The sequence below is a fragment of the Micromonospora sp. NPDC005305 genome, from assembly GCF_040607315.1.
Taxonomy (GTDB): Bacteria; Actinomycetota; Actinomycetes; order Mycobacteriales; family Micromonosporaceae; genus Micromonospora.
This window is the reverse complement of record NZ_JBEXGL010000009.1, coordinates 108,280-134,216: the sequence shown is the minus strand read 5'-3', so window position 1 is coordinate 134,216 and position 25,937 is coordinate 108,280. Positions and strand designations below refer to the sequence as shown.

General features: G+C 72.8%; 24 protein-coding genes. 3 read left to right on the top strand and 21 right to left on the bottom strand.

Annotation, left to right across the window (positions count from 1 at the left end; all coding sequences use genetic code 11):
• Positions 1–150: 150 nt before the first annotated feature.
• The 7 genes from ABZS80_RS17505 to ABZS80_RS17475 form a co-directional block, all read right to left on the bottom strand.
• Positions 151–1,143 carry an ABC transporter substrate-binding protein gene (locus tag ABZS80_RS17505; RefSeq protein ID WP_355056947.1) on the bottom strand — a complete coding sequence of 331 codons (993 nt, stop codon included), beginning with the start codon at positions 1,141–1,143 and terminating at the stop codon, positions 151–153.
• 136 nt (positions 1,144–1,279) lie between these two features.
• Positions 1,280–1,960, bottom strand: coding sequence for an L-ribulose-5-phosphate 4-epimerase (locus ABZS80_RS17500; protein ID WP_355056945.1), 681 nt, complete (start codon positions 1,958–1,960; stop codon positions 1,280–1,282).
• The gene (araB, locus tag ABZS80_RS17495; protein ID WP_355056943.1) at positions 1,957–3,630 is read right to left on the bottom strand and encodes a ribulokinase; all 1,674 of its coding nucleotides are present in this window, start codon (positions 3,628–3,630) and stop codon (positions 1,957–1,959) included. The genes ABZS80_RS17500 and araB overlap by 4 nt, the downstream gene beginning before the upstream one ends.
• Positions 3,631–3,800: 170 nt before the next feature.
• A complete protein-coding gene (locus tag ABZS80_RS17490; RefSeq protein ID WP_355057183.1) occupies positions 3,801–4,787 on the bottom strand; it encodes a LacI family DNA-binding transcriptional regulator in 987 nt (328 codons plus the stop codon).
• A 152-nt stretch (positions 4,788–4,939) separates the two neighbouring features.
• Positions 4,940–6,679 carry a multicopper oxidase family protein gene (locus ABZS80_RS17485; RefSeq protein ID WP_355056941.1) on the bottom strand — a complete coding sequence of 580 codons (1,740 nt, stop codon included), beginning with the start codon at positions 6,677–6,679 and terminating at the stop codon, positions 4,940–4,942.
• On the bottom strand, positions 6,676–7,128 hold the full coding sequence (locus tag ABZS80_RS17480) for a DUF6220 domain-containing protein (protein ID WP_355056939.1): 453 nt from the start codon (positions 7,126–7,128) through the stop codon (positions 6,676–6,678). The genes ABZS80_RS17485 and ABZS80_RS17480 overlap by 4 nt, the downstream gene beginning before the upstream one ends.
• Positions 7,121–8,128, bottom strand: coding sequence for a carboxymuconolactone decarboxylase family protein (locus ABZS80_RS17475; protein ID WP_355056938.1), 1,008 nt, complete (start codon positions 8,126–8,128; stop codon positions 7,121–7,123). The genes ABZS80_RS17480 and ABZS80_RS17475 overlap by 8 nt, the downstream gene beginning before the upstream one ends.
• Before the next feature lie 144 nt (positions 8,129–8,272).
• Between ABZS80_RS17475 and ABZS80_RS17470 the strand changes: the two genes are divergently transcribed.
• The 3 genes from ABZS80_RS17470 to ABZS80_RS17460 all read left to right on the top strand — a co-directional run bounded on the left by ABZS80_RS17470 (position 8,273) and on the right by ABZS80_RS17460 (position 11,576).
• On the top strand, positions 8,273–9,460 hold the full coding sequence (locus ABZS80_RS17470; protein WP_355056936.1) for a sensor histidine kinase: 1,188 nt from the start codon (positions 8,273–8,275) through the stop codon (positions 9,458–9,460).
• Entirely contained in the window at positions 9,457–10,176 is a 720-nt protein-coding gene (locus tag ABZS80_RS17465) for a response regulator transcription factor (RefSeq protein WP_355056934.1), read from the top strand. The genes ABZS80_RS17470 and ABZS80_RS17465 overlap by 4 nt, the downstream gene beginning before the upstream one ends.
• Positions 10,177–10,292: 116 nt before the next feature.
• Positions 10,293–11,576, top strand: coding sequence for a D-alanyl-D-alanine carboxypeptidase (locus ABZS80_RS17460; RefSeq protein ID WP_355056932.1), 1,284 nt, complete (start codon positions 10,293–10,295; stop codon positions 11,574–11,576).
• Between the two features lie 13 nt (positions 11,577–11,589).
• On the opposite strand, the gene ABZS80_RS17455 is transcribed toward ABZS80_RS17460, so the two are convergent.
• The 14 genes from ABZS80_RS17455 to ABZS80_RS17390 form a co-directional block, all read right to left on the bottom strand.
• Positions 11,590–12,033, bottom strand: a complete 444-nt coding sequence (locus ABZS80_RS17455; protein ID WP_355056930.1) for an OsmC family protein — start codon at positions 12,031–12,033, stop codon at positions 11,590–11,592.
• Positions 12,034–12,101: 68 nt separating this feature from the next.
• A complete protein-coding gene (locus ABZS80_RS17450) occupies positions 12,102–12,356 on the bottom strand; it encodes a DUF202 domain-containing protein (protein WP_355056928.1) in 255 nt (84 codons plus the stop codon).
• Positions 12,353–12,706, bottom strand: a complete 354-nt coding sequence (locus ABZS80_RS17445; RefSeq protein WP_355056926.1) for a DUF202 domain-containing protein — start codon at positions 12,704–12,706, stop codon at positions 12,353–12,355. Before ABZS80_RS17445 ends, ABZS80_RS17450 begins: the two co-directional genes overlap by 4 nt.
• On the bottom strand, positions 12,699–13,553 hold the full coding sequence (locus ABZS80_RS17440) for a formylglycine-generating enzyme family protein (protein ID WP_355057181.1): 855 nt from the start codon (positions 13,551–13,553) through the stop codon (positions 12,699–12,701). The genes ABZS80_RS17445 and ABZS80_RS17440 overlap by 8 nt, the downstream gene beginning before the upstream one ends.
• A 110-nt stretch (positions 13,554–13,663) precedes the next feature.
• Positions 13,664–15,160 (bottom strand): arylsulfatase, encoded by a 1,497-nt coding sequence (locus tag ABZS80_RS17435; protein ID WP_355056925.1) that lies wholly within the window; start codon positions 15,158–15,160, stop codon positions 13,664–13,666.
• On the bottom strand, positions 15,157–16,791 hold the full coding sequence (locus tag ABZS80_RS17430; RefSeq protein ID WP_355056923.1) for a hypothetical protein: 1,635 nt from the start codon (positions 16,789–16,791) through the stop codon (positions 15,157–15,159). Before ABZS80_RS17430 ends, ABZS80_RS17435 begins: the two co-directional genes overlap by 4 nt.
• 30 nt (positions 16,792–16,821) lie before the next feature.
• On the bottom strand, positions 16,822–18,219 hold the full coding sequence (locus ABZS80_RS17425) for a sulfatase (protein WP_355056921.1): 1,398 nt from the start codon (positions 18,217–18,219) through the stop codon (positions 16,822–16,824).
• Positions 18,216–19,106, bottom strand: coding sequence for a carbohydrate ABC transporter permease (locus ABZS80_RS17420; protein WP_355056919.1), 891 nt, complete (start codon positions 19,104–19,106; stop codon positions 18,216–18,218). Before ABZS80_RS17420 ends, ABZS80_RS17425 begins: the two co-directional genes overlap by 4 nt.
• Positions 19,103–20,002 carry a sugar ABC transporter permease gene (locus tag ABZS80_RS17415; RefSeq protein ID WP_355056917.1) on the bottom strand — a complete coding sequence of 300 codons (900 nt, stop codon included), beginning with the start codon at positions 20,000–20,002 and terminating at the stop codon, positions 19,103–19,105. The genes ABZS80_RS17420 and ABZS80_RS17415 overlap by 4 nt, the downstream gene beginning before the upstream one ends.
• Positions 19,999–21,402 carry an extracellular solute-binding protein gene (locus ABZS80_RS17410; RefSeq protein WP_355056915.1) on the bottom strand — a complete coding sequence of 468 codons (1,404 nt, stop codon included), beginning with the start codon at positions 21,400–21,402 and terminating at the stop codon, positions 19,999–20,001. The genes ABZS80_RS17415 and ABZS80_RS17410 overlap by 4 nt, the downstream gene beginning before the upstream one ends.
• Entirely contained in the window at positions 21,399–23,462 is a 2,064-nt protein-coding gene (locus ABZS80_RS17405) for an ADP-ribosylglycohydrolase family protein (protein ID WP_355056913.1), read from the bottom strand. Before ABZS80_RS17405 ends, ABZS80_RS17410 begins: the two co-directional genes overlap by 4 nt.
• On the bottom strand, positions 23,462–23,851 hold the full coding sequence (gene rbsD, locus ABZS80_RS17400; RefSeq protein ID WP_355056911.1) for a D-ribose pyranase: 390 nt from the start codon (positions 23,849–23,851) through the stop codon (positions 23,462–23,464). The genes ABZS80_RS17405 and rbsD overlap by 1 nt, the downstream gene beginning before the upstream one ends.
• Positions 23,844–24,782: a ribokinase gene (locus ABZS80_RS17395; protein WP_355056909.1), complete on the bottom strand. Its 939-nt coding sequence runs from the start codon at positions 24,780–24,782 to the stop codon at positions 23,844–23,846. Before ABZS80_RS17395 ends, rbsD begins: the two co-directional genes overlap by 8 nt.
• Positions 24,779–25,819, bottom strand: coding sequence for a LacI family DNA-binding transcriptional regulator (locus ABZS80_RS17390; protein WP_355056908.1), 1,041 nt, complete (start codon positions 25,817–25,819; stop codon positions 24,779–24,781). Before ABZS80_RS17390 ends, ABZS80_RS17395 begins: the two co-directional genes overlap by 4 nt.
• Between the last annotated feature and the right edge of the window lie 118 nt (positions 25,820–25,937).

Below are 25,937 nucleotides of genomic sequence, written 5' to 3'. Positions count from 1 at the left end.
TACCCTGTACATTTACACAATGGTGGGGACACCACACAGGCCCGGGGTAATTTGGTGGGGCGGGGGGGGGGGGGGGGGGGGGGGGGGGGCGGGGGGCCCGCCCCCCGGCCCCCCGCTTCCGGATGCGGGGTCGCGACCCCCGTGGTCCGGTCAGTACTTGCGGTTGGGCAGCGCTTCCTTCGCCTGCTCCTGGGTGAAGGTGGTCTCCTGAGTCTCGATCCGGGCCGGCACCTCCTCGCCGTTGTGCACCTTCTCGACCAGGTCCATCAGCTGGGGACCCAGCAGCGGGCTGCACTCGGCGATGAAGTTGAACTTGCCGTCGGCCAGGGCCTGCATCCCGTCCTTGACCGCGTCGACGGTGATGATGGTGATGTCCTTGCCGGGCACCTTCCCGGCCGCGGTGATCGCCTCGAGCGCGCCCAGGCCCATGTCGTCGTTGTGGGCGAACAGCACGTCGATCTTCGGGTTGGCCTTCAGGAACTGCTCCATCACCTGCTTGCCGCCCGCGCGGGTGAAGTCGCCGGACTGGGAAGCGACGATCTTGAGGTTCGGGTTGGCGGCGATCGCCTCGGCGAAGCCCTTCTTCCGGTCGTTGGCCGGCGCCGAGCCGGTCGTGCCCTGCAGCTCGACGATGGTGACCGGGCCGGTGGCGGCCTTCTTCTGCTCCACCAGCCACTCCCCCGCGAGCCGGCCTTCCTTCACGAAGTCCGAGCCGAGGAAGGTCTTGTAGAGGGACTTGTCGGCCGAGTCGACCGACCGGTCGGTGAGGATGACCGGAATCTTGGCGTCCCGGGCCTCCTTGAGGACGGTGTCCCACCCGGACTCCACCACCGGCGAGAAGGCGATCACGTCGACCTTCTGCTGGACGAAGTTCCGGATGGCCTTGATCTGGTTCTCCTGCTTCTGCTGCGCGTCGTCGAACTTCAGGTCGATCCCGGCCTCGGTCGCGGCCTCCTTGATCGAGGTGGTGTTCGCCGTACGCCAGCCGCTCTCCGCGCCGACCTGGGAGAAGCCGAGCGTGATCGTGCCGTCGTCGCCGCCGCTGCCGCCCGTGTCGCTGTTGCCGCAGGCCGCCACGCCGGTGGCGAGCAGCGCGGCGGCGAGCACCGCGATGACCTTGCGGGACGGCGGGTGTGTCCTCATTCTCTTCACCGCAAATCTCCTCGGGGTAAGCGTTCCGGGAGGCCGTGCGCCCCCGTGGGTGCACGGCCTGCGCTGGTGGTGGTGGGTGGTGCGACGCGGACGGTCCGGGGAACGGCCGCGCGATCGGGGCGGGCCCTCAGGGGCTCGCCGGTGAGGGGGGCCGCTGCCCGTAGACGGTCTGGTAGCGGTCGTGCAGGGCGTCGACGTCCGCCGCCGTCATCGGCAGCGGCGCGCCGAGCGCCCGGGCCAGGTGCGCCGTGCGGGCGACGTCCTCACACATGACCGCGGCCTTCACCGCGGCGCGGGCGTCCCGGCCGATGGTGAACACGCCGTGGTTGCGCATGAGCACGGCCGGCGAGCGGTGCCCGGCGAGGGTCGCCACGATTCCCTTGCCGATGTCGTCGCCGCCGATCAGGGCGAACGGGCCGATCGGGATCTCACCGCCGAACTCGTCGGCCTGGGCGGTGAGGTGGCACGGGATCGGCTCGCCGCGGGCCGCCCAGGCGGTCGCGTACGCGCTGTGGGTGTGCACCACCCCGCCCACCTCGGGCAGGGCGCGGTAGACGTAGGCGTGTGCGGCGGTGTCGCTCGACGGCGCGAACTCGCCCTCGACCACGACGCCGTCGAGGTCGCACACGACCATGTTCTCCGGGGCGAGGTCGTCGTAGTCGACGCCGCTCGGCTTGATCACCATGAGGTTCTGGCCGGGCACCCGGGCCGAGACGTTCCCGGCCGTCCACGCGACCAGCCGGTAGCGGGTGAGTTCGGCGTGCAGCCGGGCGACGCTCTCGCGCAGCCGTTGGATCTCGGCGCTCATGCGAGCACCTCCAGCGGCGTGCCGACCTGCGCCGCCGGTCGTTCGACGGCGGCGTTGCGGATGGCGCGCAGGCGGGACATGACGTCGTTGCCGCCGCGTCCGAAGTGGTCGTGCAGGGTCCGGTACTCGGCGTAAAGCGCGTCGTAGGCCCGCGCCCGCTCGGGATCCGGCCGGTAGGCGTCGCGGTCGACCCGGCCCATCGCCGCCGAGGCCGCGTGCACGTCCGGGTACGCGCCGGCGGCGACCGCCGCTTGGATCGCCGAGCCCAGCGCCGGCCCCTGCGCCGAACCGATGAGGCTCAGCGGCCGGTTGGTGACGTCGCTGTAGATCTGCATGAGCAGCCGGTTGGCGGTCAGGCCGCCGGCCACCACGAGCTGCCGGATCGGCACCCCCGCCGCGACGAACGCCTCGATGATCATGCGGGTGCCGTAGGCGGTCGACTCCAGCAGCGCCCGGTAGACGTCCGCGGGCCGGGTGGTCAGGGTCAGCCCCAGGACGAGGCCGCTCAGGTCGTGGTTGACCAGCAGCGACCGGTTGCCGTTCCACCAGTCCAGCGCGATGAGCCCGTGGGCGCCGACCGGCTGCGCCGCGGCCAGCTCGCAGAGCCGCTCGTGCGAATCGGCGCCCGCCGGCGCGGCGTGGTCGACGAACCAGCCGAAGATGTCGCCGACGGCGCTCTGGCCGGCCTCGTAGCCCCAGGCGCCGGGGCTGAGTCCACCCTCGACGACGCCGCACATGCCCGGCACCTCGGCCAGCTCGGCGCCGTTGACCACGTGGCAGGTGGAGGTGCCCATGATGGCGACCAGGTGGCCGGGCGCCAGCGCCCGGGCGGAGGCGGCCGTGACGTGGGCGTCGACGTTGCCGGCGGCGACCGCGATGCCCTCGGGCAGGCCGGTCCAGCCGGCGGCCTCGGCGGTGAGGGCGCCGGCGCGGGCGCCCAGGGGAAGCAGCGGCCCGTCCAGCTTGGCCACGAAGCCCGCGAACCCCGGGTCGAGGGCCGCCAGGAAGTCCCGGGACGGGTACCGGCCGTCCTGGCGGATGCCCTTGTAGCCGGCCGTGCAGATGTTGCGGGTCTCCGCGCCGCAGAGCTGCCAGACGATCCAGTCGGCGGCCTCGACGAGCCGCGCGGCGAGACGGTAGATCTCCGGGTCCTCGTCGAGGATCTGCAGGCCCTTGGCGAATTGCCACTCGGCGGAGATCTTCCCGCCGTACCGGTGGAGCCAGGGCTCGCGGCGCTCGTGCGCGAGGGCGTTGATCCGGTCGGCGTGCGGCTGGGCGGCGTGGTGCTTCCACAGCTTCACCCAGGCGTGCGGCCGGCTGCGCAGCTCCGGCACCTCGCAGAGCGGGGTGCCGTCGTCGAGCGTGGGCAGGACGGTGCAGGCGGTGAAGTCGGTGGCGATCCCGATCACGCGGCCCGGGTCGATCCCCGCGGCGGCCACGGCGGCCGGCACCGCCCGCCGCAGCACGTCCCGGTAGTCCTGCGGGTCCTGCAGCGCCCAGTCGGGCGGGAGCGGCGTCCCGTCCGGGAGCGCGGACTCGATCACCCCGTGCCGGTACTCGTGGACCGCGGTGCCGAGCTCCGCGCCGTCCCCGACGCGGACCACCAGGGCCCGGCCCGACAGCGTTCCGAAGTCGACCCCGATGACGTACCGGTCCCCCGGTCCGGCCACTCCGACCACCTCCACCCGCGTGTGTCGTGGCCCACATTGTTAACGCTCACATTGGGGGTGGTCAAGATGTCCGAACGACGGATAGGAGCGATCACCAGCCACCGGAGCAAGGTCTGTTAGCGGTCACAACAACGGCGCCGGCTGACGAGGGTCCGGCCCACGGCGGTCGGTCAGTCCGGCGGGCCGGCGACGCTCTGCCGGGAGATCAGGGTCGGCGCGATGGTCTGCCGCAGCTCACCGGCGCGGTCCGACTCCAGTTGCGCCAGCAGCAGGTCCAGGCTGGCCCGGGCCACCGCCGCGAAGTCCGGCCGCACGGTGGTCAGCGGCGGGATGAAGTACGCCGCCTCCGGCACGTCGTCGAAGCCCACCACGCTGATCTCGTCCGGCACCCGGCGGCCGTGCTCGTGCAGCGCCCGCAGGACACCCAGCGCCAGGTGGTCGTTGGCGGTGAAGACCGCCGTCACCTCGGGCATCCGCGCCAGCATCTGCCCGCACCGGTAGCCCGAGGCGGCCGACCAGTCCCCCGGGATCAGCGGCGGCACCTCGGCGCCGGCCGCCCGCAGGGCGTCCCGCCACCCCTCGATGCGCCCGGCGCTGTCGAACCAGTCGGCGGGCCCCGAGACGTGCCAGACCGTCCGGTGGCCCGCGTCCAGCAGGTGCCGCGTCGCCGCCCGCGCACCGGCCACCTGGTCCACGGTCACGAGCGGCACCGGCCGGCGCGGGTCACCGTCGACGGTCACCAGCGGCACGTCCTTGGGCAGGTGCTCCAGCGCCTCCCCGGCCGACTCCACCGGCGCGATCACCACGATGCCCGCCACCCGGTGTGCCAGGTGCCGCTCCACAGCCGCCGAGATGGAGACCCGGTCGAGGTCCCGCACGCTGCCCACGGTGACCGCGAAGCCCTCCTCGGCGGCGGTCTGCTCCAGCGCCGCCAGCAGCGACGCCGGGCCGTACAGCGTGGTGTTCTGGGCGACCACCCCGATCACCTGCGACCGGCCGGTCACCAGGGCGCGCGCCGCGCGGTTCGGCCGGTAGCCCAGCTCCGCGATCGCCGCCTGCACCCGCAGGCGCGTCTGCTCACGCACGTTCGGGTGCCCGTTCAGCACCCGCGACACGGTCTGGTGGGAAACCCCCGCGAGGCGGGCCACATCGGTCATCGCGGGACCACGCACGGCACTCACCCTTCCCGCAGGCCCCCGACCGCATGCCCCGGCAGCCCCGGGCGCGGCACCGGGGCCCACCCGTCGCGAAACCAGCGCCAGTGTACGCCCCGGCGCACGGCGGGAGCCGTGGTCGTCGCGGCGGCGGATCACGCGTACATCAGGTGCAGCGTCATCCCGGCGTCGGCGTGCGCCAGGTTGTGGCAGTGGTTGGCCCACATGCCGGGGTTGTCGGCCCGGAACGCCACCGTCCAGACGTCGCCGGGGCGCACGTCGAAGGAGTCCAGCCACAACGGGCTCCCGGCCGCCGGCCGTCCGTTGCGGGACAGCACCAGGACGTGGTGGCCGTGCAGGTGCCACGGGTGCACGGTCTGCGACCGGTTCACGATCGTGAACCGGACGGTGTCGCCGAGACGGACGACCTGGGGCGGGATGTCCGGGGCGGCCGCGCCGTTGACGGTGTGGGCGTAGCGCGGGAGCAGCCCGCGCAGGTCCAGGCCACGGTCGAGCACAAGGGTGAACGACCGGTCGAAACGGGACCACGGCGCCGGGGCGCCCGCGCCGTAGCCGAGCGGGTCCAGCACCGGCCACGCGCCGGTCGCCGTCGACACCGCGCCGGTCGAGTAGACAGCCCGCCCGTCGACGAACAGCGCCACCGGCGTGGCGGGCGCGGTGAACACCAGGTCGTAGCGGCCCCCGGCCGGGATCAGCACGGCGGTGTCCACGAGGGACGCCGGGCCCCGCAGGTCGAACCCGTCGATCGCGGCGACCCGGAACGGGGTGCCGGCCAGGGCGTACCGGTGGGTCGTGCTGTCGGTGTTGATCAACCGCAGCCGCACGGGCGTCCCCGCCCGGACCGACTCCGTCCTCGGCGCGGGCAGCGGACGGCCGGAGAGGGTGTGCACCGGCACGGTGACGTCGACGCCGGTCACCGGCGCCGGGCGCACCACCAGGACACCGTAGAGCCCCATCCGCACGCCGACGTCGGACACCGCATGCGTGTGGTACCAGTAGGTCCCGGCCTGGTCGGCGCGGAACCGGTAGCCGAACTCCTGCCCGGGCAGCACCGCCGCCTGCGTCACGCCGGGCACCCCGTCCTGGCTGTTCGGCACGTCGTACCCGTGCCAGTGCAGCGTGACGCCGCGCGCGACGTCCCGGTTCCGCAGCGTCACCTCCAGGACGTCGCCGACGACGGCGGTCAGCTCCGGCCCCGGTACCTGCCCGTCGAACGCCCACGCCGCGACGTCACGACCGCCCACGCGCACCGTCGCCGTCCCGGCCGTCAGGGTGAACCGCCGGGTCGGTTCCCCCACCGCCCGCGCATCCCCGGGTCCGTGATCATGGGGTACGGCGGGAGCGGCGCCCGGGGCGGCGGCCAGCCCGGTCCCGGTCAGCAGCGCCGCGACCGCCACCACGAGGGCCACCCGGGAGACCGTCCGCGACGGGGGCGCGCCGAGGAAGCGCCACGAGACCGCGGTCGCCGCGACGACCCCGGCGACCGCGAGCAGCCCCGCGCCGGCCGACGCGGGATAGCCGTGCAGGACCGTCACGAGCAGGGCGGCGCTGTCGGCGTACCCGGCGAAGAGCAGCGGGACCGCGACGGCGCGGATGTCGCCCGGGAGGCGCATCAGCCGCGGCCCGGCGACGACCACCCCCGCGAGCGACAGCGGCGCGGCGATGAGGACCTTCTCCGCCGCGAACCACCAGCCGACGCGGGCGAGCGCGGTGATCGTGACGGCGCGCGCGAGCGTGGCGAGCAGCGCGACGGCCGCCAGCCCGAGGGCGAGCGGGCGGCGCCGGGCGGCCGACGCCGCGCCGCCGCCCAGCCACCCGGCGGCCACGAGGATCGCGATCACGAGGTCCGCCGCGAGCAGCGAGCCCACCGTCATGCCGGCTCCCCTTCCCGGACGGTCACCGGGGCGGCCTTGGCCGGCGCCGGGCCGGCCAACCGTCGCGCCGCCCGAACCACGCCGACCACGACGTGCACCGCGACGATCCCGTTGACCGCGTGCAGCCCGGCGACGGTCAGGCCGAACGGCGTGCTGACGCCCGCGGCGTCGGTGATTCCCTTCGCGAGCCCGGCGAGGAGCGCCTGCAGGAGGACGAGGCCGAGCGGCAGCACCGTCAACCCGACGAGCCGGCCCGGCGCCCTCGCCAGCGCCGCGAACAGGATGGTGAGCAGGGTGAGCACCGGGATGACCGCCATCCCGGTGACGCTGTGCAGCACGTAGGCGCCCTCACCGCCGGGTTTCGTGAACGCGCCCACCGCGGCGAAGACGAACTGCAGGGCGAACGCGGCGAGCAACAGGCTGCTGGTGACGACGAAGGCCTTACGCATGGTGATCCCCCTGGAGACGAGCCGAGGTCAGTGACCGGGCGACGTGGTCGGTGGCCGTCATCGCGCCGTACGCGACCAGCCGCACGAGGTCGGCGTCGCCCGGATGGGACAGCCGCCAGAGGGCGACGTCGCCCAGGCTGACGGCGCTGGGCGCGAACGCCGTGAGCAGCGCGATCCGCGTCCCGACGCGGTCCGCTCCGGGCACGTCCCGGACCAGGTCGACGGCCCAGTCCGCCGGCCGGTCCGGGAACCTCCCGTCCTCCCAGCGCACGGTCGCCGCGACGGTCTGGCGGGCCACGTCCCCCAGGAGGTCCCCGCCGCGCAGGGCGGCGTTCCGCAGCGCCGCGTACGCCACGCCGACCGGGCTGTCCCCGGCCCAGGCCGGTGGCGCCGCCGCGCCGGCGTCGACGAGCGGGAGACCGCGGCCGGGCTCGCGCGCCGCGCGGGCCGTCCGGGCGTAGAGCCGGCCCCCGACCGACCGCACCGCCGGGGAGCGTTGCAGGCCGCCGGGCAGCAGATCCGGGTCGAGCAGCGCCGACACCACCCGGTTGACGAAGTGGAAGGCGAGCAGGGTGCCGGTGAGCTCGGGACGGTACCGGCCGGTCCAGTCGGCGGCCGCGGGACGGCGGCTGGCCTCGGCCCAGCGGGCGAGTTCGGCGTGCCGCGGCTCCGGTGGCGTGCCGCCCCGGGCGACGACCTCGGCGAGCGCGTGCTCGCCCAGCGCGTGCAGCAGCATCACGTGCGCGTCGACGCAGAACCGGCAGCGGTTGGCCCGGGACACCGACGACGCCACGAGCTCACGGTCGACCCGGGACGCGTCGCCGGCGAGCAGGGCCTCGCGCATCAGCGCCCAGGTCGCGGCCAGCACGTCCGGCGCGACGGACAGCGCCTGGAAGGTGGGCACCGGCCCGAGGAACTCGTCGCGCAGCTGGCGGTAGACCTCCGCGGTGAGACCCGTCGCCGCCGACGCTTTCGCGGGGGTGAAGAAGCGGTATGTCATGGGTTCGATGCTGGCTTCGGCGGGCCGGGAAAGCGTCGTGCCGGCGCAGGCACTTGAGCGGCCGCCGATACCGCGCCCGCGGTACGCCGCAGCTACCACGGAAGCGGGATGCTCCCCCGAGGACCGCCGTTCTACAGTGCGACCATGCGCCGCGACCTGCCGTACGCCCTCAGCGGACTCGCCCTCGGTGCCCTCCTGCTCGGCAACGCCGCGTTCGCGCCGGACGCCGCGACGGTGGGGGTGGCCGACGTCGCCCTGGTCCTGGTCATGGCGGCGGCCCTGGCCGTGTGCCGGCGGCACCCCGTGGTGGCGGTGGGCCTGGTGACCGCCGCCATGCTGGCCCTGCACGTCCGGGTCCACTCCGGGGTGTCCGCCGCGTTCCCCGTCCTCGGCGTGGTCTACGTCGCCGCCTGGCGGGGGCACCGGGCAGCCGCCGCTCTGGCCAGCCTCGTCTTCCTCGGCGGCTTCCTGGCCCGCGACGTCTCGGTCGCGCCCGCCGGCCGGCCCGGCCAGCTCATCGCCGAGCGGACCGCCCTGCTGCTGGGCTGGTTCGTCGCCGCCAACGTCGCCGGGCTCGTCGCGCGGCAGCGCCGGGCGTACCTGGAACAGGTCGAGCAGCGGGCCGTCGAGGCGGAACGCACCCGCGAGGAGGTGGCGTTGCGCCGCGCCGGCGAGGAGCGCCTGCGCATCGCCCGCGATCTGCACGACACGCTGACCCACAACATTTCGGTGATCAAGGTGCAGGCCGGCATCGCCGTGCACCTGGCCCGCAAGCACGGCGACGAACCGTCGGCCACGCTCCTGGCCATCCAGGAGGCCAGCAGCGCCGCGATGCGGGAACTGCGGGCGACACTGGACGTCCTGCGCGCACCCTCCGACGGCGACCCCGTCGGGCTGGCCCGGGTGGACGAGCTCGCCCGGCGGACCCGCTCGGCCGGCGTACCGGTGCGGCTGACCGTCACCGGCCGGCCCGGGGATCTGCCCGACGAGGTCGACCAGGCCGGGTACCGCGTCGTCCAGGAGGCCCTGACCAACGTGGCCCGCCACGCCGGCCCGGCCACCGCCGAGATCCACGTCGAGTACGCCCCGGCCCAGCTCACCGTCTCGGTGACCGACGACGGTCAGGCGTCGCCGGCCCGGCCGGTGACACCGGGTGTGGGCCTGCGCGGCATGCGGGAACGGGTCACCGGGCTGGGCGGCACGCTGCGGGCCGCCGCCCGCGACGGCGGCGGGTTCGCGGTCCGGGCCACCTTCCCCCTGGGCGGACCGGTCCCGCCGGCGCGGTCCGCCACCGATCGTGCCGGCGCCGACCGGAGGGCGCAGCCGGCATGACCGAGCGCTCCCGCGAGCTCCCGGCGGCGCAGTCCGCCACCGATCCAGCCGGCCCGATCCGGGTCCTGCTCGCCGACGACCAGGCCCTGATGCGGGCCGGATTCCGGGCGTTGCTCGACGCCGAGGAGGGCCTGGAGGTCGTCGGCGAGGCCGCCGACGGCGCCTCGGCTGTCCAGCTGGCGCGCCGACTGCGGCCGGACGTCGTGCTGATGGACGTGCAGATGCCGGGACTCGACGGCATCGAAGCCACCCGGCGACTCGCCGCCGACCCCTACCTCACCGCGGTCCGCGTCCTCATCCTCACCAACTACGGGCTCGACTCCTACGTCTTCGCCGCCCTGCGCGCGGGCGCCAGCGGGTTCCTCCTCAAGGACGCCGACCCCGCCGACCTGCTGCAGGCCGTCGACGTCGTGGCGCGCGGCGACGCGCTGCTCGCCCCGGCGGTCACGCGTTCGCTCATCAGCGAGTTCGTCGCCGGCCCGCGGCCGGCCGACCCGGCAGCCGGCCGCGAGGTGCTGACCGCCCGCGAGCAGGAGGTCGTCGCACTCGTCGCCCGGGGGCTGAGCAACGACGAGATCGCCGAGGGCATGGTGATCAGCCCGTTAACCGCCAAGACCCACGTCAACCGGGCGATGACCAAGCTGCACTGCCGCGACCGTGCCCAGCTGGTCGTCTGGGCGTACGAGTCGGGGCTGATCACGCCGCGCCGCCGGTGACGGCGGTCGACCGGGTAAGGTCGGCGCCTTGACCGGGTGACCGTGCTGGTGATACCGAGTTCAGCACGCCGGCGGCTGCCCAGCCGCGCGGAGCACCACACGGGGGGACCATCAGCATGCTCGACTCTGCGACGACCCAGGTGATCCCCGCGGTCCCGCCACCGCCCCGCCGCCGCCGGCGGCGACTCCCGGTGCTGGTCAGCATCCTGATGACCCTGCTCCTGGCCGCCGTCGTGCTGGTGGCGGTCGAACCGCTGCGCCACCCGCTGCCGGCGCCGACCGTCACGCGGACGCTGGCCGCGTCGACGGTCATCCCCGGCGCGGCGCTGAAGGTGCCGTGGCCGGAGTCCGGGCAGGCCGCCCTCTTCGTGGAGGGCGTCGGGTCCATGGGCAGCTCGGGCGGCAGCGAGCCGCTGCCGATCGGAAGCGTGGCCAAGGTGATGACGGCCTACGTCATCCTGACCGAGCATCCCCTCGACCGGGGCGAGCACGGGCCGAAGCTCACGGTCAGCGCGGCGCAGGCGGCCGCCTACCCGAGCGAACTCGCCCGCGGCGAGTCCCTCATCCGGGTCGCCGCGGGCGCCGTCTACACCGAGCGCCAGGCCCTCCAGGCGGTGCTGCTGCCGTCGGCGAACAACATGGCCCGGATCCTCGCCGCCTGGGACGCCGGAAGCATCGACGCGTTCGTCGACAAGATGAACGACACCGCCGCCGAACTCGGCATGAAGAACACCCGCTACACCGACCCGTCCGGGCTCAGTCCCGAGACCGTCAGCACCGCCGCCGACCAGGTGATCGTCGCCCGCAAGGCGATGGCGCTGCCCGCCTTCGCGGAGATCGTGGCCCAGAAGAAAGCCACCCTGCCCGTCGCCGGCGAGGTGCAGAACTACAACTCGCTCGTCGGCAGGAACGGCGTCGTAGGGATCAAGACCGGGTCCACGGACGAGGCCGGCGGGTGCCTGTCCTTCGCGTTCGTCGTCACCGTGGGCGGCCGGAAGATCACCGTCGTCGGCGCGGTCCTCGGGCAGCCCGGCGCGGACACCCCGGTCCAGCTGGAACGGGTCTTCCGGGTGACGCGCTCGCTGATCCGCAGCGTCAACGCCGCGATCAGGCTGCACCGGGCCGTCCGGGCCGGCGACCCGGTCGCCACGGTCCGTGGACCGTTCGGCGCCGAGACCACGCTGACCGCCGCGAAGGAACTCTCCGTGGTCGGCTGGCCCGGCCTCCGCGTCAAGCTGGCCACCGACATCCCGGCCGTGCCGGCCGCGTTACCCGCCAATGCCGCACACGGCCGGGTCAGCGCCGTCGCCGGCGGCGGCAAGCCCGTCACGACCCCGCTCCAGTCCGGCGTACGGCTCGAACCCCCCGGCACCTGGGACCGCATCCGCCGGCACCGCTGACCCCCGGGGGCCCTCAGTCTCCGGGGGAACGACCGACCTCGATGATCGAGATGGGGGTCCCGCTCTCGACGGTACGCGAGACGGTGCAGAGCCGGTCGTGCGACTGCCGCAGGGACCGGGGCAGCGCCTCGCGGGCCTTGTCGCCGTCGGCACCCGCCGGGAACGTCACGGTGAACTCGACCTTTAGGTTCCGCATCCGGTTGCCTCCGGTCTCGTCCCGGATCTTGTCGCCGGTGACCTCGACGGCGAACCGGGTCGGCTCGGCGCGGCGGCTGGTGATGTGGTCCACGTCGACCGCGGTGCAGCCGCCAATGGCCGCCAGCAGCAGCTCCACCGGCGTGAAGCTGCCGTCCTCCCCCGTGCCCATCGACATCGATCCGCCGCGCGCGTTCCGCACGACGTACTGACCTACGCTGGTGCGCTCGATCTCCACCGAGCGGGCGGTGTCCTCACTCATGCCAGAAAGCTACCCGGCGCCTCTCCCCCGGGCAGTGGCGACGACGACCTTCGGCCAATCCGGGTTCGCTACGCCGCGAGCAGGAGGCCCGCCAGGGTCAGGGCGCCGGTGGCGGTCGCGAGGCCGGCGACGGCGAGCAGACAGTCGCGGCGCAACGCGAGGACCGCAGAAAGCGCCGTGGCCGGCACGGCGGCCACGAACAGCGACGCGGAGCCGGTGTGCAGGCCGAGACGGACCAGCAGCAGGGCGCTGACGACAGCGACCGCGGCGGTACGCGTCCACGCCAGGGCCGTCCGCTCCCGCTGCAGGCCGGGATCTCTCACGACACGACGGCGACGACGAGCACGCCGGCGCCGAGCACGCCCAGCGCGGCGGCGACCAGGACCAGCAGCGGGGTGAACGGGATGCCCTGGCCGAGGCGCATCGCGCGTTGGGTGCGGGCCCAACGGCGGTAGGCGGCGACCGGAAGCAGCGTGCCCGCGACCGCGAGCACCGCGGCGAGGCCGCTGCGGGTGCCGGCCAGCGCCGACGCCGGCAGGAACTGGATGACCGCGACCGCGCTGGCGAGCAGGGCCAGCGCGGTGCGGATCCAGGCGAGGAACGTGCGCTCGTTGGCGAGGGAGAAGCGGTAGTCCGGCTCGGCGCCCTCCCGCATCCAGGCCGGCTCAGGCATCGACGGCGCACCGGAAGCCGGCGTGACCGGTGGTGCTGTCCGGCGTGGACGAGGTGCGGGCCGACACCCGGTAGCGGTTGCAGTAGGACTCGTGACACAGGTAGGAGCCCCCGCGCATGACCCGGGTCGTGCCGGCCGGCGGGCCCGCCGGGTCGACCCGGGTCGCCGGCGAGGCCTCGGTGTGCCAGTCGGCGCTGAACCAGTCGGCGCACCACTCCCAGACGTTCCCGCTGGTGTTGTAGAGGCCGTGACCGTTGGGGCGGAACGCGTTTACCGGCGCGGTGCCGAGGTGGCCGTCGTCGCCGGTGTTCCGTCGCGGGAAGTCGCCCTGCCAGGTGTTGCAGCGGTGCTGGCCGCGCGGGGTGAACTCGTCGCCCCAAGGGAAGCGGGCCTGGTCGAGGCCGCCGCGTGCGGCCTTCTCCCATTCGGCCTCGGTCGGCAGGCGCTTGCCGGCCCACGCGGCGTAGGCGGTCGCGTCGTTCCACGACACGTGCACCACCGGGTGGTTGGCCCGCCTGGTGACGTCCGAGCCCGGTCCCTCCGGCGCGCGCCACGACGCCGCCTCCACCGGGAGCCACCACGGCGCGCCGGGCACCTGGCCGTCGAGCACCCGGTGCGCCGCCTCGCCCCGGACGAACAGGTGGAAGACGTAGGACCAGCCGAACCGTTCCGCGTCGGTCTGGTAGCCGGTCGCCTTGACGAACGTGGCGAACTGCGCGTTGGTGACCGCCTTCGTGTCGATCCGGAACGCGGCGACCGACACCTCCCGCACCGGGCCCTCGCCGTCGTCGGGGAAGGCGTCGGTGTCGTCGCCACCCATCCGGAACGGGCCGGCCGGGATCAGCACCGTGCCGCGGGCGGCCTGCTGGGGGTCGACGACCCGCACCGGCACGACCGGTGCGGGCGCCTCGTCGCCGTGGGGCCGGTGGGAGGGGGAACAGCATGCGTGGGACACGATCAGACCTTCGATAGGGGTACGTCGAACGCCAGCCCGCTGGTCGCGTCGCGGCAGATCCCGCGCAGCTGGTCGTAGAGCGTGCCCACCACCTCTGGCTCCGAGTCCCAGCGGTCGGTGGTCTCGCGCGGATCGGCGGTGATGTCGTAGAGCTGGCCGCGCGGATGGTCGGCGTCCCACGGCGGGTTCTCGTGTGCCTTGCCGGACCCGGAGCTGAACAGCGCGTCGATCGACGGCTCGGAGAACCCGCCGCCCGAGCCCGGCGCGAACACGGCCTTCCACCGGCCGGCCCGCAGCGCGAACCGGCCCCCGAGGCTGTGGTGCACGATCGGCCGGCCGGCCGGTGGCGGCGGCGACTGCCCGGTGAGCGCGCCGAGGAGGTTGACGCCGTCCTCGGCGGCGCCGGCGGGCAGGGTGGCCCCGGCGGCCGCGGCGGCGGTCGGCAGCACGTCGGTCAGGCAGATCGGCGCGTCCAGCTCTCCGCCCTCCGGGATGCGGCCGGGCCAGGCGGCGACGAACGGCTCGCGGTGGCCGCCGTCCCACAGGTCGCCCTTCTGGCCACGCAAGTCGCCGTTGGGCCGGTGCACGGACACGTCACCGTCGTCGGTGAAGATCATCGGTGCGCCGTTGTCGCTGGTGACGATCACCAGGGTATTGTCGCGCTGACCACGTTCGTCGATGGCCGCGACCAGCTGCCCCACGATGTCGTCGACCAGGCAGACCCCGTCGGCGCGATCGCCGAGCCCAGACCGTCCGCGCACCGTGTCCGGCGGGACGACCGGGCGGTGCGGCGCCGAGGGCGCCACGTAGCAGAGGAACGGGCGGTCGGTCGGCACCGAGCGGATCCACCGTACCGCCTCGGCGGCGAACCGGACATCGACCTCGTCCTCGCGGAATCCGGGCACCTGAAGGCCGGGGCGCTGCTCGGTGAGGTACTCCCCCTTCTCCCGGTCCGGGACACCGAGGGTGCGGTCCTGGTCGATGAACGCGTACGGCGGCATGTCCAGGGACCCGGCGATCCCGAAGAACCGGTCGAAGCCGAGTGCCGTCGGGCCGCCGGTGATCGGGGCGGTGTAGTCGAGGTCGCGCCCGAAGTCCGTCTCCACGTCGTCGTGCAGGCGCGCGCCGGGGGCGAACGCGTCGCGGACGGTGCCGTCGGTGTGTCGCCAGCCGAGCCCGAGGTGCCACTTCCCGAACGCGCCGGTGGCGTAGCCGGCGCCGCGCAGCACCGACGCGAGGGTCGGCCGGGTCGGCTCGATCAGCGCGGGTCCGTGACCCATGAGCACGAAGTTCTTCAGCGGTCCCCGCCAGGCGTAGCGGCCGGTCATCAGCGCGTATCGGCTCGGCGTGCAGACCGCCGAGGCGGAGTGGGCGTCGGTCGCGCGCACGCCGCGGGCGGCCAGGGCGTCGATGTGCGGGGTGGGGATCTTCGAGCCGTAGCAGCCCAGGTCCCCCCAACCCATGTCGTCGGCGAGGACGACGACGATGTTCGACCTCATGTGCGGCAGCTCCCGTCGGTGCTGCGGTAGATCCGTACCGCGTTGGTGGTCGCCGGATCGACGGTGAAGTTGCCGGCCTGGACGTTGTTGAAGCAGACGCCGTTGGCGTACACGTTCTGGAAGTTGATGTTGCGCATCTTGTGCGTGCCGTCGATGCCCTGCACGACGTTGGGTTTCTGGTACGTCGTGTACGCGTGGATGTTGCGGAAGATGAGCTGGTCGATCTCCCCGTGGCCGCGCGCCGGGTCGTACCATTTATTGTTCTCGATGGTCAGGTAGAACAGCCGCCAGGTGGCGTTCTCGATCCGGATGTCGTCGAAGAGGTAGCGGGAGAGCGTGCCGCTGCCGGCGTGCAACGACCGGAAGATGCCGGACTTCTCGATCTGGTAGTGCTCGGCGTGGATCACGTCGTTGTCGTAGACGTGGAACGTCTGGCTGTTCTCGTGGATGTTCCAGCTGATCATGAACGGCGCGCCGTTCTCCAGCTGCCAGATGGTGTTGCCGCGGGCCGTCGTGTCCCCCCAGAACAGCTTGATCGAGTCGTCGTTCGACTTGACGAAGTTGTTCTCCAGCAGGCTCTTGTTGCCGCCGACCATCCCGTCGGTGCTGTACCACCAGGACATCGTCTTGACGTTGTGGATGGTGGTGTACCGCGCCAGCGCGCGCACGTTGAACCGGGGTGCGTCGACAAAGGTCACCCCCTCGACGAGCAGATTCGACGAGGCCTGGTCGGCGATGTCGATCATGCCGGGCTGGTTCTTGTTGAGGTCCTGGTTGCCGGTGTCCATGAACAGGCCGGAGATGATGCCGCGGCCCTTGATGGTGACGTCGGAGACCGGCCCGGTGGCGATGAACGCGCCGGAGACGAACGCCCCGCCGGCGACGTAGATGGTCTGCCCGGAGGTGATCGGCTGGCCCGCCCCGATCGTGTGCACGCCGGGACCGAAGTAGCGCACGTTCGGGTCACCGGCGGACGGGACGTCGACCTCGGGCGGGTTGGCGAAGACCAGCATCGGGTGCGGCACCGGGTTGTGGATCTCGGGCTCGAACTCCACCGACAGGTTGCCGGGTCGGGAGAGCGTGAACGTGCAGGTGCTGCCGCTGAAGCTGGTCACGACGGCCGCCGAGTACGGCCGCACGAGGCAGCCGGTCGCGCCCGGCCGCGCCCGGGTCACCCGCACGGTCACCGCGCCGGAGAACGAGAACGAGGTCCACGACGTGTCCAGCTCCCGGTTGGTGTCGCTCTTGCGCGCGAGGGACTTGTAGACGAACGACGGCACCGGGCCGCCCGCCTGCTCCACCGTGACCGTGTACTGGTCGGAGGCCGGGATCCCGGCCGGCCCCGGATAGGTGGTCAGCTGGTCGGGCGTGCCCGGCGCCGGGTAGATGTCGCCGTACGGCAGGGTCGCCCGGTGCGCCGCGATCTCGTCGACGGTGGCGGCTGTCGACGCGGTGATGCTGTCCGCGATGTCGTCGACAACCGGCACGTCACCGCTGATCTGGGTGATGGCCCCGCCGAAGTCGTACTGCTTGCCGGTGTAGGGGGCGCCGTCGGCGTGCGCCGCGCCCGCCGGGACGAGCGCGAGCGCGACGGCGGCGGCGGCGGCGAGGATGGGGAGGCCGCGTGGCATGGGGGTACCCGCTTCCTGGTCGTCGGGGCGTCAGCCGAAGCGGCGCTGGAACTTGGCTTCCGGGTCCCACTCGTTCAGGCCCGGCGCGCCGAACGCGGGGGCGAGCACGTAGTGGTCGTGGGTCTCGACCAGGCGGTCGCGGAGCAGGGCGTGGTGGCGGGTCACCTCGGCCGCGTGCGCCGGGTCGTCGACCAGGTTGGTCATCTCGTAGGGATCGTTCTCCAGGTCGAAGAACTGCCACGGCCGGCCGCCGTGCGCGTCGCCGAGGACCGTGTACTTGTAGCGCCGGGTTCGGATGCCGCGCCAGGTCTCGTCGTGAAAGGGCAGCCCGGGCCGCATCTCCGCGACGAACTCGAGCAGCACGCCCTCCCGCTGCACACCACCGGACTCCCCCCGCACCACGGGGCTCAGGTCGAGGCCGGGCTTGGGCCCGGCGGGCGTCACCCCGGCGAGCCCGAGCAGCGTGGGGAACAGGTCCTCGGTGCAGACCGGATCGGCCACCGTGGCGGCGACGGCGGGGCCACCCGAGACGATCAGCGGGACCCCCAGCGACTCCTCCCACGGTCGCTGCTTGGCCAGTAGGCCGTGCGACCCGAGCAGCTCGCCGTGGTCGGCGGTGAGCGCGATGACGGTGTTGTCGAGCTGACCGTTCTCCCGCAGCGCGGCGACCAGCCGGCCGATGTTGTCGTCGAGGTTCTCGATCATCGCGTAGTAGACGCGGAGGTCGTCGATCAGGTCGCGACCGTGCGGTCCGCGCTTGTTGTACTCCTTGCCCAGCTCGACGTTGTCCCGGAGCACGATCTCCCGGTCCCGCCAGCGCTCCAGATACGATTCCGGCGCGGTGAAGATTGGGTGCGGCGGCTCGACCGAGAGCACCGTCGCGAACGGTCCGTCGACCTCGCGGTGGTGCGCGATGGCCAGGTCGAAGAGGCCGTCGGTCTGGAAGCCGTCGATCTTGTGCGGGGTCGGGTCGTCCTCGTTCCAGTAGTACGTGTCCCACGGGTCGTTGCAGATGTCGAAGCCGCCGAACCGCTGGAACCGCCCCTGGAAGGGCCGCGGCACCGGCGTCCGCGACGCCTTCACCACGTTGTGCCCCGGGTAGTGGCCGAAGTTGCCGTAGAGGTGCCACTTCCCGAACAGCGCCGTCGCGTACCCGGCCTCGTTCAGCTCGTCGGCCAGCGTCCGCTCCGCCGGCGACATCCGCCACTCGATCGACGGGATGAAGCGGGTGTGCGCGTACTCGCCGGTCATCAGCGAGAACCGGTACGGAACGCAGACCGGATAGGTCGACGAGGCGGCGTCGAACCGGGTGCCGGCGGCGGCGAGCGCGTCGATGTGCGGCGTGCTCACGTTCGGGTCCCCGTAACAGCCCAACGCCTGGCGCCGCAGCTGGTCGGCGATGATCAGGATGATGTTGGGACGGCTCACTTGATACCTCCGGAGGTCAGGCCGCTCACGAACTTGCGCTGCAGCACCAGGAACAGGAGCACCACGGGCCCGAGCATGAAGATCGCCGCGGCGCTGGTCAGGCCCCAGTCGGTGGAGTACTGGTCCTGGAAGGCGAGGAAGCTCGTCGAGACCGGCCGCAGCTCGGGCGTGTGGATGAAGGTGATCGCCCAGAAGAACTCGTTCCACGACCAGAGCGCGACGATCAGCGCCACGGTGAGGAAGCCCGGCCAGGCCAGCGGCAGAACCACCCGCCAGGCGATCTGCAGGCTGGACGCGCCGTCGAGCCGGGCCGCCTCGGTGAAGTCCTTCGGGATCTTCAAGAGGAACGACCGCAGCAGCAGCGTCGCGAACGGCGCGTCGGTCGCCCAGTAGATGACGATCAGCCCGAACAGGTTGTCGGTCAGGTGCAGCTGCGTCCAGAGGAAGAACAGCGGCACCAGGAACAGTTGTACGGGCAGCGCGCTGCCCAGGAACAGGTAGGCGACGACCGCCCCGCCGCCGGGCACGCGCAGCTGGCTGAGCGCGAACGCGGCCAGCCCGGCGACGACGCAGGTGCCGAGCACCGAGCCCAGACAGATGATCAGGCTGTTGCGCATCGTGGTGGCGAAGTCGCCGCGGGTCCAGGCGTCGACGAAGTTGTCGAGGCTGAAGGAGGTCGGCGGCGCGAGCGGGTTGGAGCCGATCTCGGCGTTGTTCTTGAACGCGTTGAACAGCACGGCGACGAGCGGCCCGATCGCGAACAGCGCGAGGACGATCAGCACCAAATAGTGCGTGCCCCCGGTGAGCCGCAGGCGACGGCGGCCGCGTGCCGGCGCGGTCGGGGCGACTCCGGCGGGCGCCGGCCGGTCGACGGTGGTGGCGGTCATTCGTCCTCCCATCCCTTCTTCCGCATCCACTGGTAGACGGCGAGGATCACCGCGGTCACCAGCGTCATCGACAGGCCCAGCGCGGCCGCGTAGCCGGCGGAGTACTCGTTGAACGCCTGCTTGTACATGAGTGTCGAGACGACCTCGCTGGACCCGGCCGGCCCGCCCTGGGTCATGATGAAGATGTAGTCGAACGCCTTCAGCGACCAGATCACCGTCATCAGCACGATGAACACCATCGTCGGCCGGATGCCGGGCAGCGTGACGTTCCGGTACTGCTGCCAGCGGCTGGCGCCGTCCACCTTGGCCGCGTCGTAGAGCGCCGGGTCGACGCCCTGCATCGCGGACAGGAAGATGACCGCGAGGAAGCCCCACCAGTGCCAGTCCACGACGAAGTTGACGGACAGCAGCGAGGTGCTGGTGTCACCCAACCACGACTGGTCGATGCCGAACTGGTGGGTGATACCGCTGGTCGGCGACAGCAGCATCTTCCACACAGCCGCGTTGACCACGCTGGCCACCACGTACGGGATGAAGTAGAGCGCCCGGAACAGCATCTGGAACCGTCTGACCTGACTGAGCAGGTAGGCGCCGAGCAGACCCATCGCCATCGGCACGGTCAGGAACAGCACGAACCAGACGAGGTTGTGCAGCAGCGCCTGGTGGACCTTCGCGTCGCCGAACGCCCTGACGTAGTTGTCGAGGCCGATGAAGGTGGCCGGCCCGAGCCCGGACCAGTCCGTGAACGAGTAGTAGACGGTGGCCACCGACGGTCCGAGCACGACGAGCAGGTTGAGCACCAGCAGCGGCGCGAGGAAGGCCCAGCCGACCACCGCCGCGCGCAACCGCGCGCGGCGGGCGCCGGACGCGGTCGGCGGCGCGGCGGTGGCGGTCACTTCCCGGACCCCTTGGCGGGCAACTGCGGAAGGTTGCCGATGGCCTTCTCCTCCGTGAACATCTGGTCGAGCTGCTTGCAGTAGGCGGCCGGCGTCAGCTTGCCGGTCAGCACCTGCTCCAGGCCCTCGTAGACGAAGACGTCGGTCTTCGGCGGCCACCAGGTCCAGGTGACGAAGCCGTACTGGCCGTCGGCGACCGCCTTGTTCAGCGAGGTGAGCACCCGGCCCGCGCGCGGGTCGATGCTCGACGGGACGTCGCCGTCCGCGAAGTCGATCGGGATGTTGTACGTCGAGGGGACCTCGGCCATCCGCTTCAGCGCGGCGGTCCGATCGCCGTAGTACCAGTTGAGGTACTCGGCGGCGGCGTCCTTGTTCTTGCTCGCCTCGTTTATCGCCAGCGAACCGCCGATGCCCATCTCGAACAGCGGATACTTCACCTCGGGCCGCAGCGCGGGCACCGGCATCCAGTCCCAGTCGTTCTCGTTCTTGGCCTTCGCCCCGAAGTACTGGCCGACCTGGCTCATGAACCAGTTGCCCTGCGGGACCATCGCGACCGTGCCCTTGCCGAAGTTGGCGCCGATCTCCTGGGACGGGACGGAGAAGTACTTCTCCACGCTGCCGCCGATCCAGCCCTTGTCGAAGTAACTCTTGATCAGCGCGACCGCGTCGACGAACACCGGGTCGGTGAACTTGATCTCGCCGGAGAGCGCCTGACGCAGCGCGTCGGGGCCGGAGTAGTGGTTCCAGAAAACCGTCATCAGCCACTCGCCGGCGGCCTTCCAGTCGACGTTCGACGAGCCGAACGGGACGATGCCCTGGCCGGCGGCCTCGGTGGCGAGCGCCTCCAGCGACGCCCGGTCGGTCGGCTGCTGCCAGCCCTTCTGCGCGAACAGCGTCTTGTTGAAGTAGAGCAGCATGGTGTCGACGCGCATCGGCAGGGCGTAGAGCTTGCCGTCGGTGGTGAACGCCTCGACCGCCCAGCTGGACAGCTTGTCTTTCCAGGCGAACTTCTCGGCGTACGGGGTCAGGTCGGCCAGCACGTGAGCCTTGCTCCACGCGATCGTCTGGGTGGCGCTCGGCCCGCGCACGATGTCCGGGCCCGAGCGCGACTGCAACGCGGTCTGCACCAGGCGGCGCAGGTCCTCGCCCTTGTAGAAGGTGGTGTTCAGGTCGATCTGCGGCTTGGCCTTCTCGAAGACGGCGGCCACGTTGTTGGTGAAGTACTTCTGGTTGGCGTCGCCCTGAATGTCCAGCCACAGGTCGACCTTGCCGGTGCCGTTGCCGGCGCCGCCGCCACTGTCACCGCTGCAGCCCGAGAGCAGCAGGCTGGGGGTGGTGATACCGAGAGCGGTCAGGCCCGCACCGGCGAGGAACCGCCGGCGACTCAGCGAAGCGGTCACGATGTCTCCTCAACGGGAATGGGGGTGATGCGGACGGACTGCGTGGCGGCGCGCCCCTGTGTGACGAGGAGCGCGACGCCGCCGCAGGTGAGCGCGTCGTCGTCGAGGTCGAAGACCACCTCGTCGTCGACGCTGGCGGTGAGTCGGGTGCCGGCCGCGCGGACGGCGAGCCGGTAGGTGGCGCCGTACTCCCAGGGGAAGTCGCGGCTGGCGAGAACGGTGTCGTGGCGGAGCATCTCGACCCGGTCGCGGCCGGCGAGCCGCAGCGCGTAGTACCGGGTCAGGCCCTGCACCCGCACGGCGAGGCCGGCGGCCTCGGCCAGGTGGGGCGTGACGTCGGCGTGGACGGTGTAGTCGCGCCAACCGCGTTCGCCTTGGACGAGCAGGCCGGTGCCACGGTTCTGCACGATCCGGAACGGCTCGGGCCAGTGCGGGTCCCAGCGGTCGACGGTCTTCACCCAGGCCCGCCGCCACATCGCGTCGGCCGGGGTGCCGTGCCCGGTCCCGGCGGTGGCGGGGCGGGTCAGCGTGAGCGTCGGTGTGCCGTCCCAGGTCAGCGACTCCAGCTCGACCGCGCCGGTGGCGCGGAGGCCGACGTAGGTCACCGGCTGGCCGCCGAGGTCCGGCACCGTCCAGCGGATCTCGTCGCCGGCCGCGGCCGGCCCCTCGACCCAGCTCAGGGTGTCGCCGTCGTCGGCGTAGTGCCCGACGACCGGGCGGACCTCGACGCCCGTTCCGACGCGCAGCCGCGCGCGGACGGTCTGTCCGCTGTAGAGGGTGGGGCTGGCGATCAGGCCGTAGATCGGCATGGCGCGCGCCTCCGGCGGGATGAACGTCGGCGTCGCGACGGTGACCGCGGGGGTGGTCGGTTCGACGGCCAGCCGCCCGCCCGGGTTGTGCACCCGGGCCGTGCCGGACAGGACGGTGAACCCCTGCACGCTGCCCGGCAGCGAAAAGTGGAACCGGGCGCCGTTCTTCGTCAGGTCGCGCTCCGGCTGCCCCGCCCAGGCTCGGCCGTGGCGGGCGAGCGTGAGCGCCTCCCGGGCCACGTCGGTGACCGTCGACCCGCCGTCGGTGCTCGGCAGGTACATCCGGTCGGCGACCGGCCCGCGGTAGTCCGGCCCGGCGCCGTCGATGCCGGCGAGGCCGCCAAACACGCCGCAGATCGCGCCGACGTCGCCCGCGTTGGAGTCGGTGTCCCAGCCGGAGGTGTTGACCACCGTCATGGCGGGCAGGAACGCGCCGCCGCTGCGGGCCACCGCGTGGATCACCGTGGCGTGGTTGGGCACCACGTGACAGTTGCCGCCGTAGCTGTCGTACCCGTAGCGGGCGTCGATCCGGGCCCGCGTGGTCTTCCAGTCCTCGTCGGCGGCGGTCCACTCCCGCACGTCGGCGATGACCCGGTGGATCAGGCTGTCCTTCGGGATCAGGGCAACCGCGGTGTCGAGGAGCCGCTCCATGTCGGTCTCGGTGAACGCGCCGGAGACCAGCGCGGCCACCACCCGCGCCGCGTGGATCGATTCACCGTCGTGGCTCACCCGGGCGGCCCGCTCGGCCAGCTCGGCGGCCGCCTCCGGGTCGCCGGGGCGGGTCATCGCGAAGCCCTCGACGAAGATCTGCGCGCCGACCTGCTCGGCCACGACCACCCCGTTGCGGGCGATCGACCCGCTGTCCGGCGCGCGGACCCCGTCCTTGAGATGCAGGTACGCGGTGTGCTCGGTGGAGTTGCCCACCCCGCCCCACCACAGCACCGACTGCCCCTCGGCGATCTCGTTGAGCCAGGTCTCCCCGATCTGGGCCGACGTCGGCTCGGCGCCGTGGTCGCGCAGCGCCCGGGGGAACATGAACGTTCCGCTGATGTCGTCGTCGGTGACCACCAGGAGGTGGTTCTTCAACGCGAGGTCGGTGCGGTGGTTGACGTAGCCGGTGATGTCGCCCAGCTCGGCCTGGATCCGCTCGAAGCGCCAGCCCTCGAAGGGCCGGCCGAGGTAGACGGCGATCACCTTGCCGAGCACGCCGGCGTAGACGCGCTCCTCGTAGTCGCTCGGGAAGTCGGTCATCAGAAGGGAACCCCCGCTCGCAGGATGACGTTGGCGAACGGGGTCGCCTCGCCGGTACGGACGACGGCGCACGCGCTGCGGCAGGCCGCCTTGAGGTCGTCGTGACTGGTCGTCTTCACCGGGATGCCGGCGAGCCCGGCGTGCAGGCCGGCGAGGATGTCGGCGTCGCTCAACTCCTCGGCCACCGTTGCCTCCTCGACGACCAGGTCGGCGGTGACCGCCGCGAGCACCGGCAGGAAGGTCGGGACGCCGCGGGCGACGCCGAGGTGGACGCTCTCGACGCCGGGCGGGACCGGCAGGCCGGCGTCGGCGATGACGATCGTGTCGGTGTGGCCCATTGCGGCGACCAGCGCGGCGAGCCGGGGGTGCCAGAGGCCCGTGTCACGCATGGCTGGCCTCCGGGAGTGTGGCGCGGAGCCGGTCCAGGTCGGCTCTCGTGGGCAGCGCGGGCTGTGCGCCCATCCGGGTGGTCGCCAGCGCTCCTGCCGCGCAGCCGCGGCGTACCGCTTCGGGGAGGCTCTGACCGTCGGCCAGCGACGCCGCTAGCGCGCCGACGAAGCTGTCGCCCGCGCCGGTCGTGTCGACCGCGTCGACCGGGAAGGCCGGGTGGGCGGTGGCGCCCGCCGCGTCGGCGTGCACCGCGCCGCGCTCCCCCAGCGTGATGACACAGGCGGCCGGGCCGCGCGTGCGCAGGCGGGCGGCGAGGGCGGCCCAGTCCGTGGTCGGGACGCCGGCCAGGCGCAGCGCCTCGCCCTCGTTGACCACCAGCACGTCGACGTGGCGCAGCAGGGTGGCCATTGTGGGCGGAACCGGGTCGGGCAGCGGCGCGGCGTTGAGCAGCACCCGGGCGCCGGCGTCGCGGGCGTGCCGGGCCGCCGCGAGGCAGGTTGCCAGCGGGATCTCGAGCTGCAGGACGAGCACCGCGTCGGGGCCCAGCGTGGCCGGCAGGGCGGCCAGCGCGTCGGCGGTCAGCCGGGCGTTCGCACCGGGCGCGACGACGATGGTGTTCTCGCCGTCCGTGTCGACGACGATGAGCGCCACGCCGGTCGCGACGCCGGCCACGGTGGTCAGATGGTCGGGCGGCAGTCCCTCGGCGGTGAGCGCGGCGCGCACGTCGGCGCCGAACCGGTCGTCGCCGACCGCGGCGAAGAACAGCGTGTCGGCGCCCAGCCGGCGGGCCGCGACGGCCTGGTTGGAGCCCTTGCCGCCGGGGCGGGCGGCGACGTCGTCGCCGAGGACGGTCTCACCCGGCACGGGCAGGTGCGGCACGGCGACCCCCAGGTCGAGATTGGCGCTGCCGACGACCACGACGCGGCTCATGACGGGTCTCCCTCGCTCGGCGCGTCACCGCCGGGTGGATCCGCACATCCGCACGAGCCGCGCCGGACCAGCGCGACCGGCAGGACGTCGGTCGGGCTGGTCGTGCCCTCGTGCTGGGCGAGCAGGTGGGACAGCGCGGCCCGGCCGATCGCGGCGAACGGCTGCGCCATGGTGGTCAGCGCGGGGGTCGAGTAGGCGGCGCCCGGGATGCCGTCGAAGGAGGCGACCGCGACGTCGTCCGGGCAGCGCCGGCCGGTCTCGCTGATCGCACGGAGCACCCCGACGGCCTGCTCGTCGCTGGCCACGAAGATGGCGTCCGGCGGCTCGGGCCGGGACAGCAGCTCGCGGGCGGCCCGGTAGCCGGCGCGCCGGCCGAACGCGGACTGCACGACCGACATCGCGCGGCGGGAGACCCCCTCGTCGGAGAGGGCGTCCCGCCAGCCGCTCACCCGGTCGTGGGCCGGCATGACGTCTTCGGGGCCGCCGATGCAGGCGATGCGGCGGCGGCCGTGCTCGATCAGGTGCCGGGTCGCCAGGTAGGCCCCGCCCCGGTTGTCGACCAGCACGCTGGGGGCGCTGGCGCCCGGCACCTGGCGGTCGAGCGAGACCCAGGGGGTGCGCGAGCGCTGCAGGTCGGGGAGGAACCCGGCCGGCCCGTGCGCCGGGACGATGAACAGCCCGTCCACCTGCCGGGCGAGGAAGGTGCGTACGTAGGTCGTCTGCCGCTCGTCGTTCTCGGCGGCGTTGCCGATCAGGAGCGTGTAGCCCTTCGCGAACGATTCCTCCTCGATCGCGCGGGCCAGCGCGGCGAAGTAGGGGTTCGCGTTGTCGGGGATGACCAGGCCGAGGGTCATGGTGCGGCTCATCCGCAGCGACCGGGCGATGCCGTTGGGGCGGTAGCCGAGCTGCTCGATCGCGGCGAGCACCTTTGCCCGAGTCTGTGCCGACACGGGGCGCGGCCCGCCATTGAGGACGTAGCTCACCACCGCTGGTGAGGTGCCCGCGAGGCGGGCCACGTCCATCCGTCGAACCGTCACGCCGACCTCCGGTCAACACGAGTTGCGCTCGATGTGTCGCAAATCATGTGACGAGCGTGTTCATAGACGCAACACGTGTTGAACAGCCGTGACCTGACCGAGATCTGTGACGAGCCCG

Excerpts from the sequence above, each read along its gene's own strand:
- ABZS80_RS17505 (WP_355056947.1), bottom strand. The coding sequence starts at position 1,143 with ATGAGGACACACCCGCCGTCCCGCAAGGTCATCGCGGTGCTCGCCGCC.
- ABZS80_RS17500 (WP_355056945.1), bottom strand. The coding sequence starts at position 1,960 with ATGAGCGCCGAGATCCAACGGCTGCGCGAGAGCGTCGCCCGGCTGCAC.
- ABZS80_RS17490 (WP_355057183.1), bottom strand. The coding sequence starts at position 4,787 with ATGACCGATGTGGCCCGCCTCGCGGGGGTTTCCCACCAGACCGTGTCG.
- ABZS80_RS17485 (WP_355056941.1), bottom strand. The coding sequence starts at position 6,679 with ATGACGGTGGGCTCGCTGCTCGCGGCGGACCTCGTGATCGCGATCCTC.
- ABZS80_RS17480 (WP_355056939.1), bottom strand. The coding sequence starts at position 7,128 with ATGCGTAAGGCCTTCGTCGTCACCAGCAGCCTGTTGCTCGCCGCGTTC.
- ABZS80_RS17475 (WP_355056938.1), bottom strand. The coding sequence starts at position 8,128 with ATGACATACCGCTTCTTCACCCCCGCGAAAGCGTCGGCGGCGACGGGT.
- ABZS80_RS17470 (WP_355056936.1), top strand. The coding sequence starts at position 8,273 with ATGCGCCGCGACCTGCCGTACGCCCTCAGCGGACTCGCCCTCGGTGCC.
- ABZS80_RS17465 (WP_355056934.1), top strand. The coding sequence starts at position 9,457 with ATGACCGAGCGCTCCCGCGAGCTCCCGGCGGCGCAGTCCGCCACCGAT.
- ABZS80_RS17460 (WP_355056932.1), top strand. The coding sequence starts at position 10,293 with ATGCTCGACTCTGCGACGACCCAGGTGATCCCCGCGGTCCCGCCACCG.
- ABZS80_RS17455 (WP_355056930.1), bottom strand. The coding sequence starts at position 12,033 with ATGAGTGAGGACACCGCCCGCTCGGTGGAGATCGAGCGCACCAGCGTA.
- ABZS80_RS17445 (WP_355056926.1), bottom strand. The coding sequence starts at position 12,706 with ATGCCTGAGCCGGCCTGGATGCGGGAGGGCGCCGAGCCGGACTACCGC.
- ABZS80_RS17435 (WP_355056925.1), bottom strand. The coding sequence starts at position 15,160 with ATGAGGTCGAACATCGTCGTCGTCCTCGCCGACGACATGGGTTGGGGG.
- ABZS80_RS17430 (WP_355056923.1), bottom strand. The coding sequence starts at position 16,791 with ATGCCACGCGGCCTCCCCATCCTCGCCGCCGCCGCCGCCGTCGCGCTC.
- ABZS80_RS17420 (WP_355056919.1), bottom strand. The coding sequence starts at position 19,106 with ATGACCGCCACCACCGTCGACCGGCCGGCGCCCGCCGGAGTCGCCCCG.
- ABZS80_RS17405 (WP_355056913.1), bottom strand. The coding sequence starts at position 23,462 with ATGACCGACTTCCCGAGCGACTACGAGGAGCGCGTCTACGCCGGCGTG.
- rbsD (WP_355056911.1), bottom strand. The coding sequence starts at position 23,851 with ATGCGTGACACGGGCCTCTGGCACCCCCGGCTCGCCGCGCTGGTCGCC.
- ABZS80_RS17395 (WP_355056909.1), bottom strand. The coding sequence starts at position 24,782 with ATGAGCCGCGTCGTGGTCGTCGGCAGCGCCAATCTCGACCTGGGGGTC.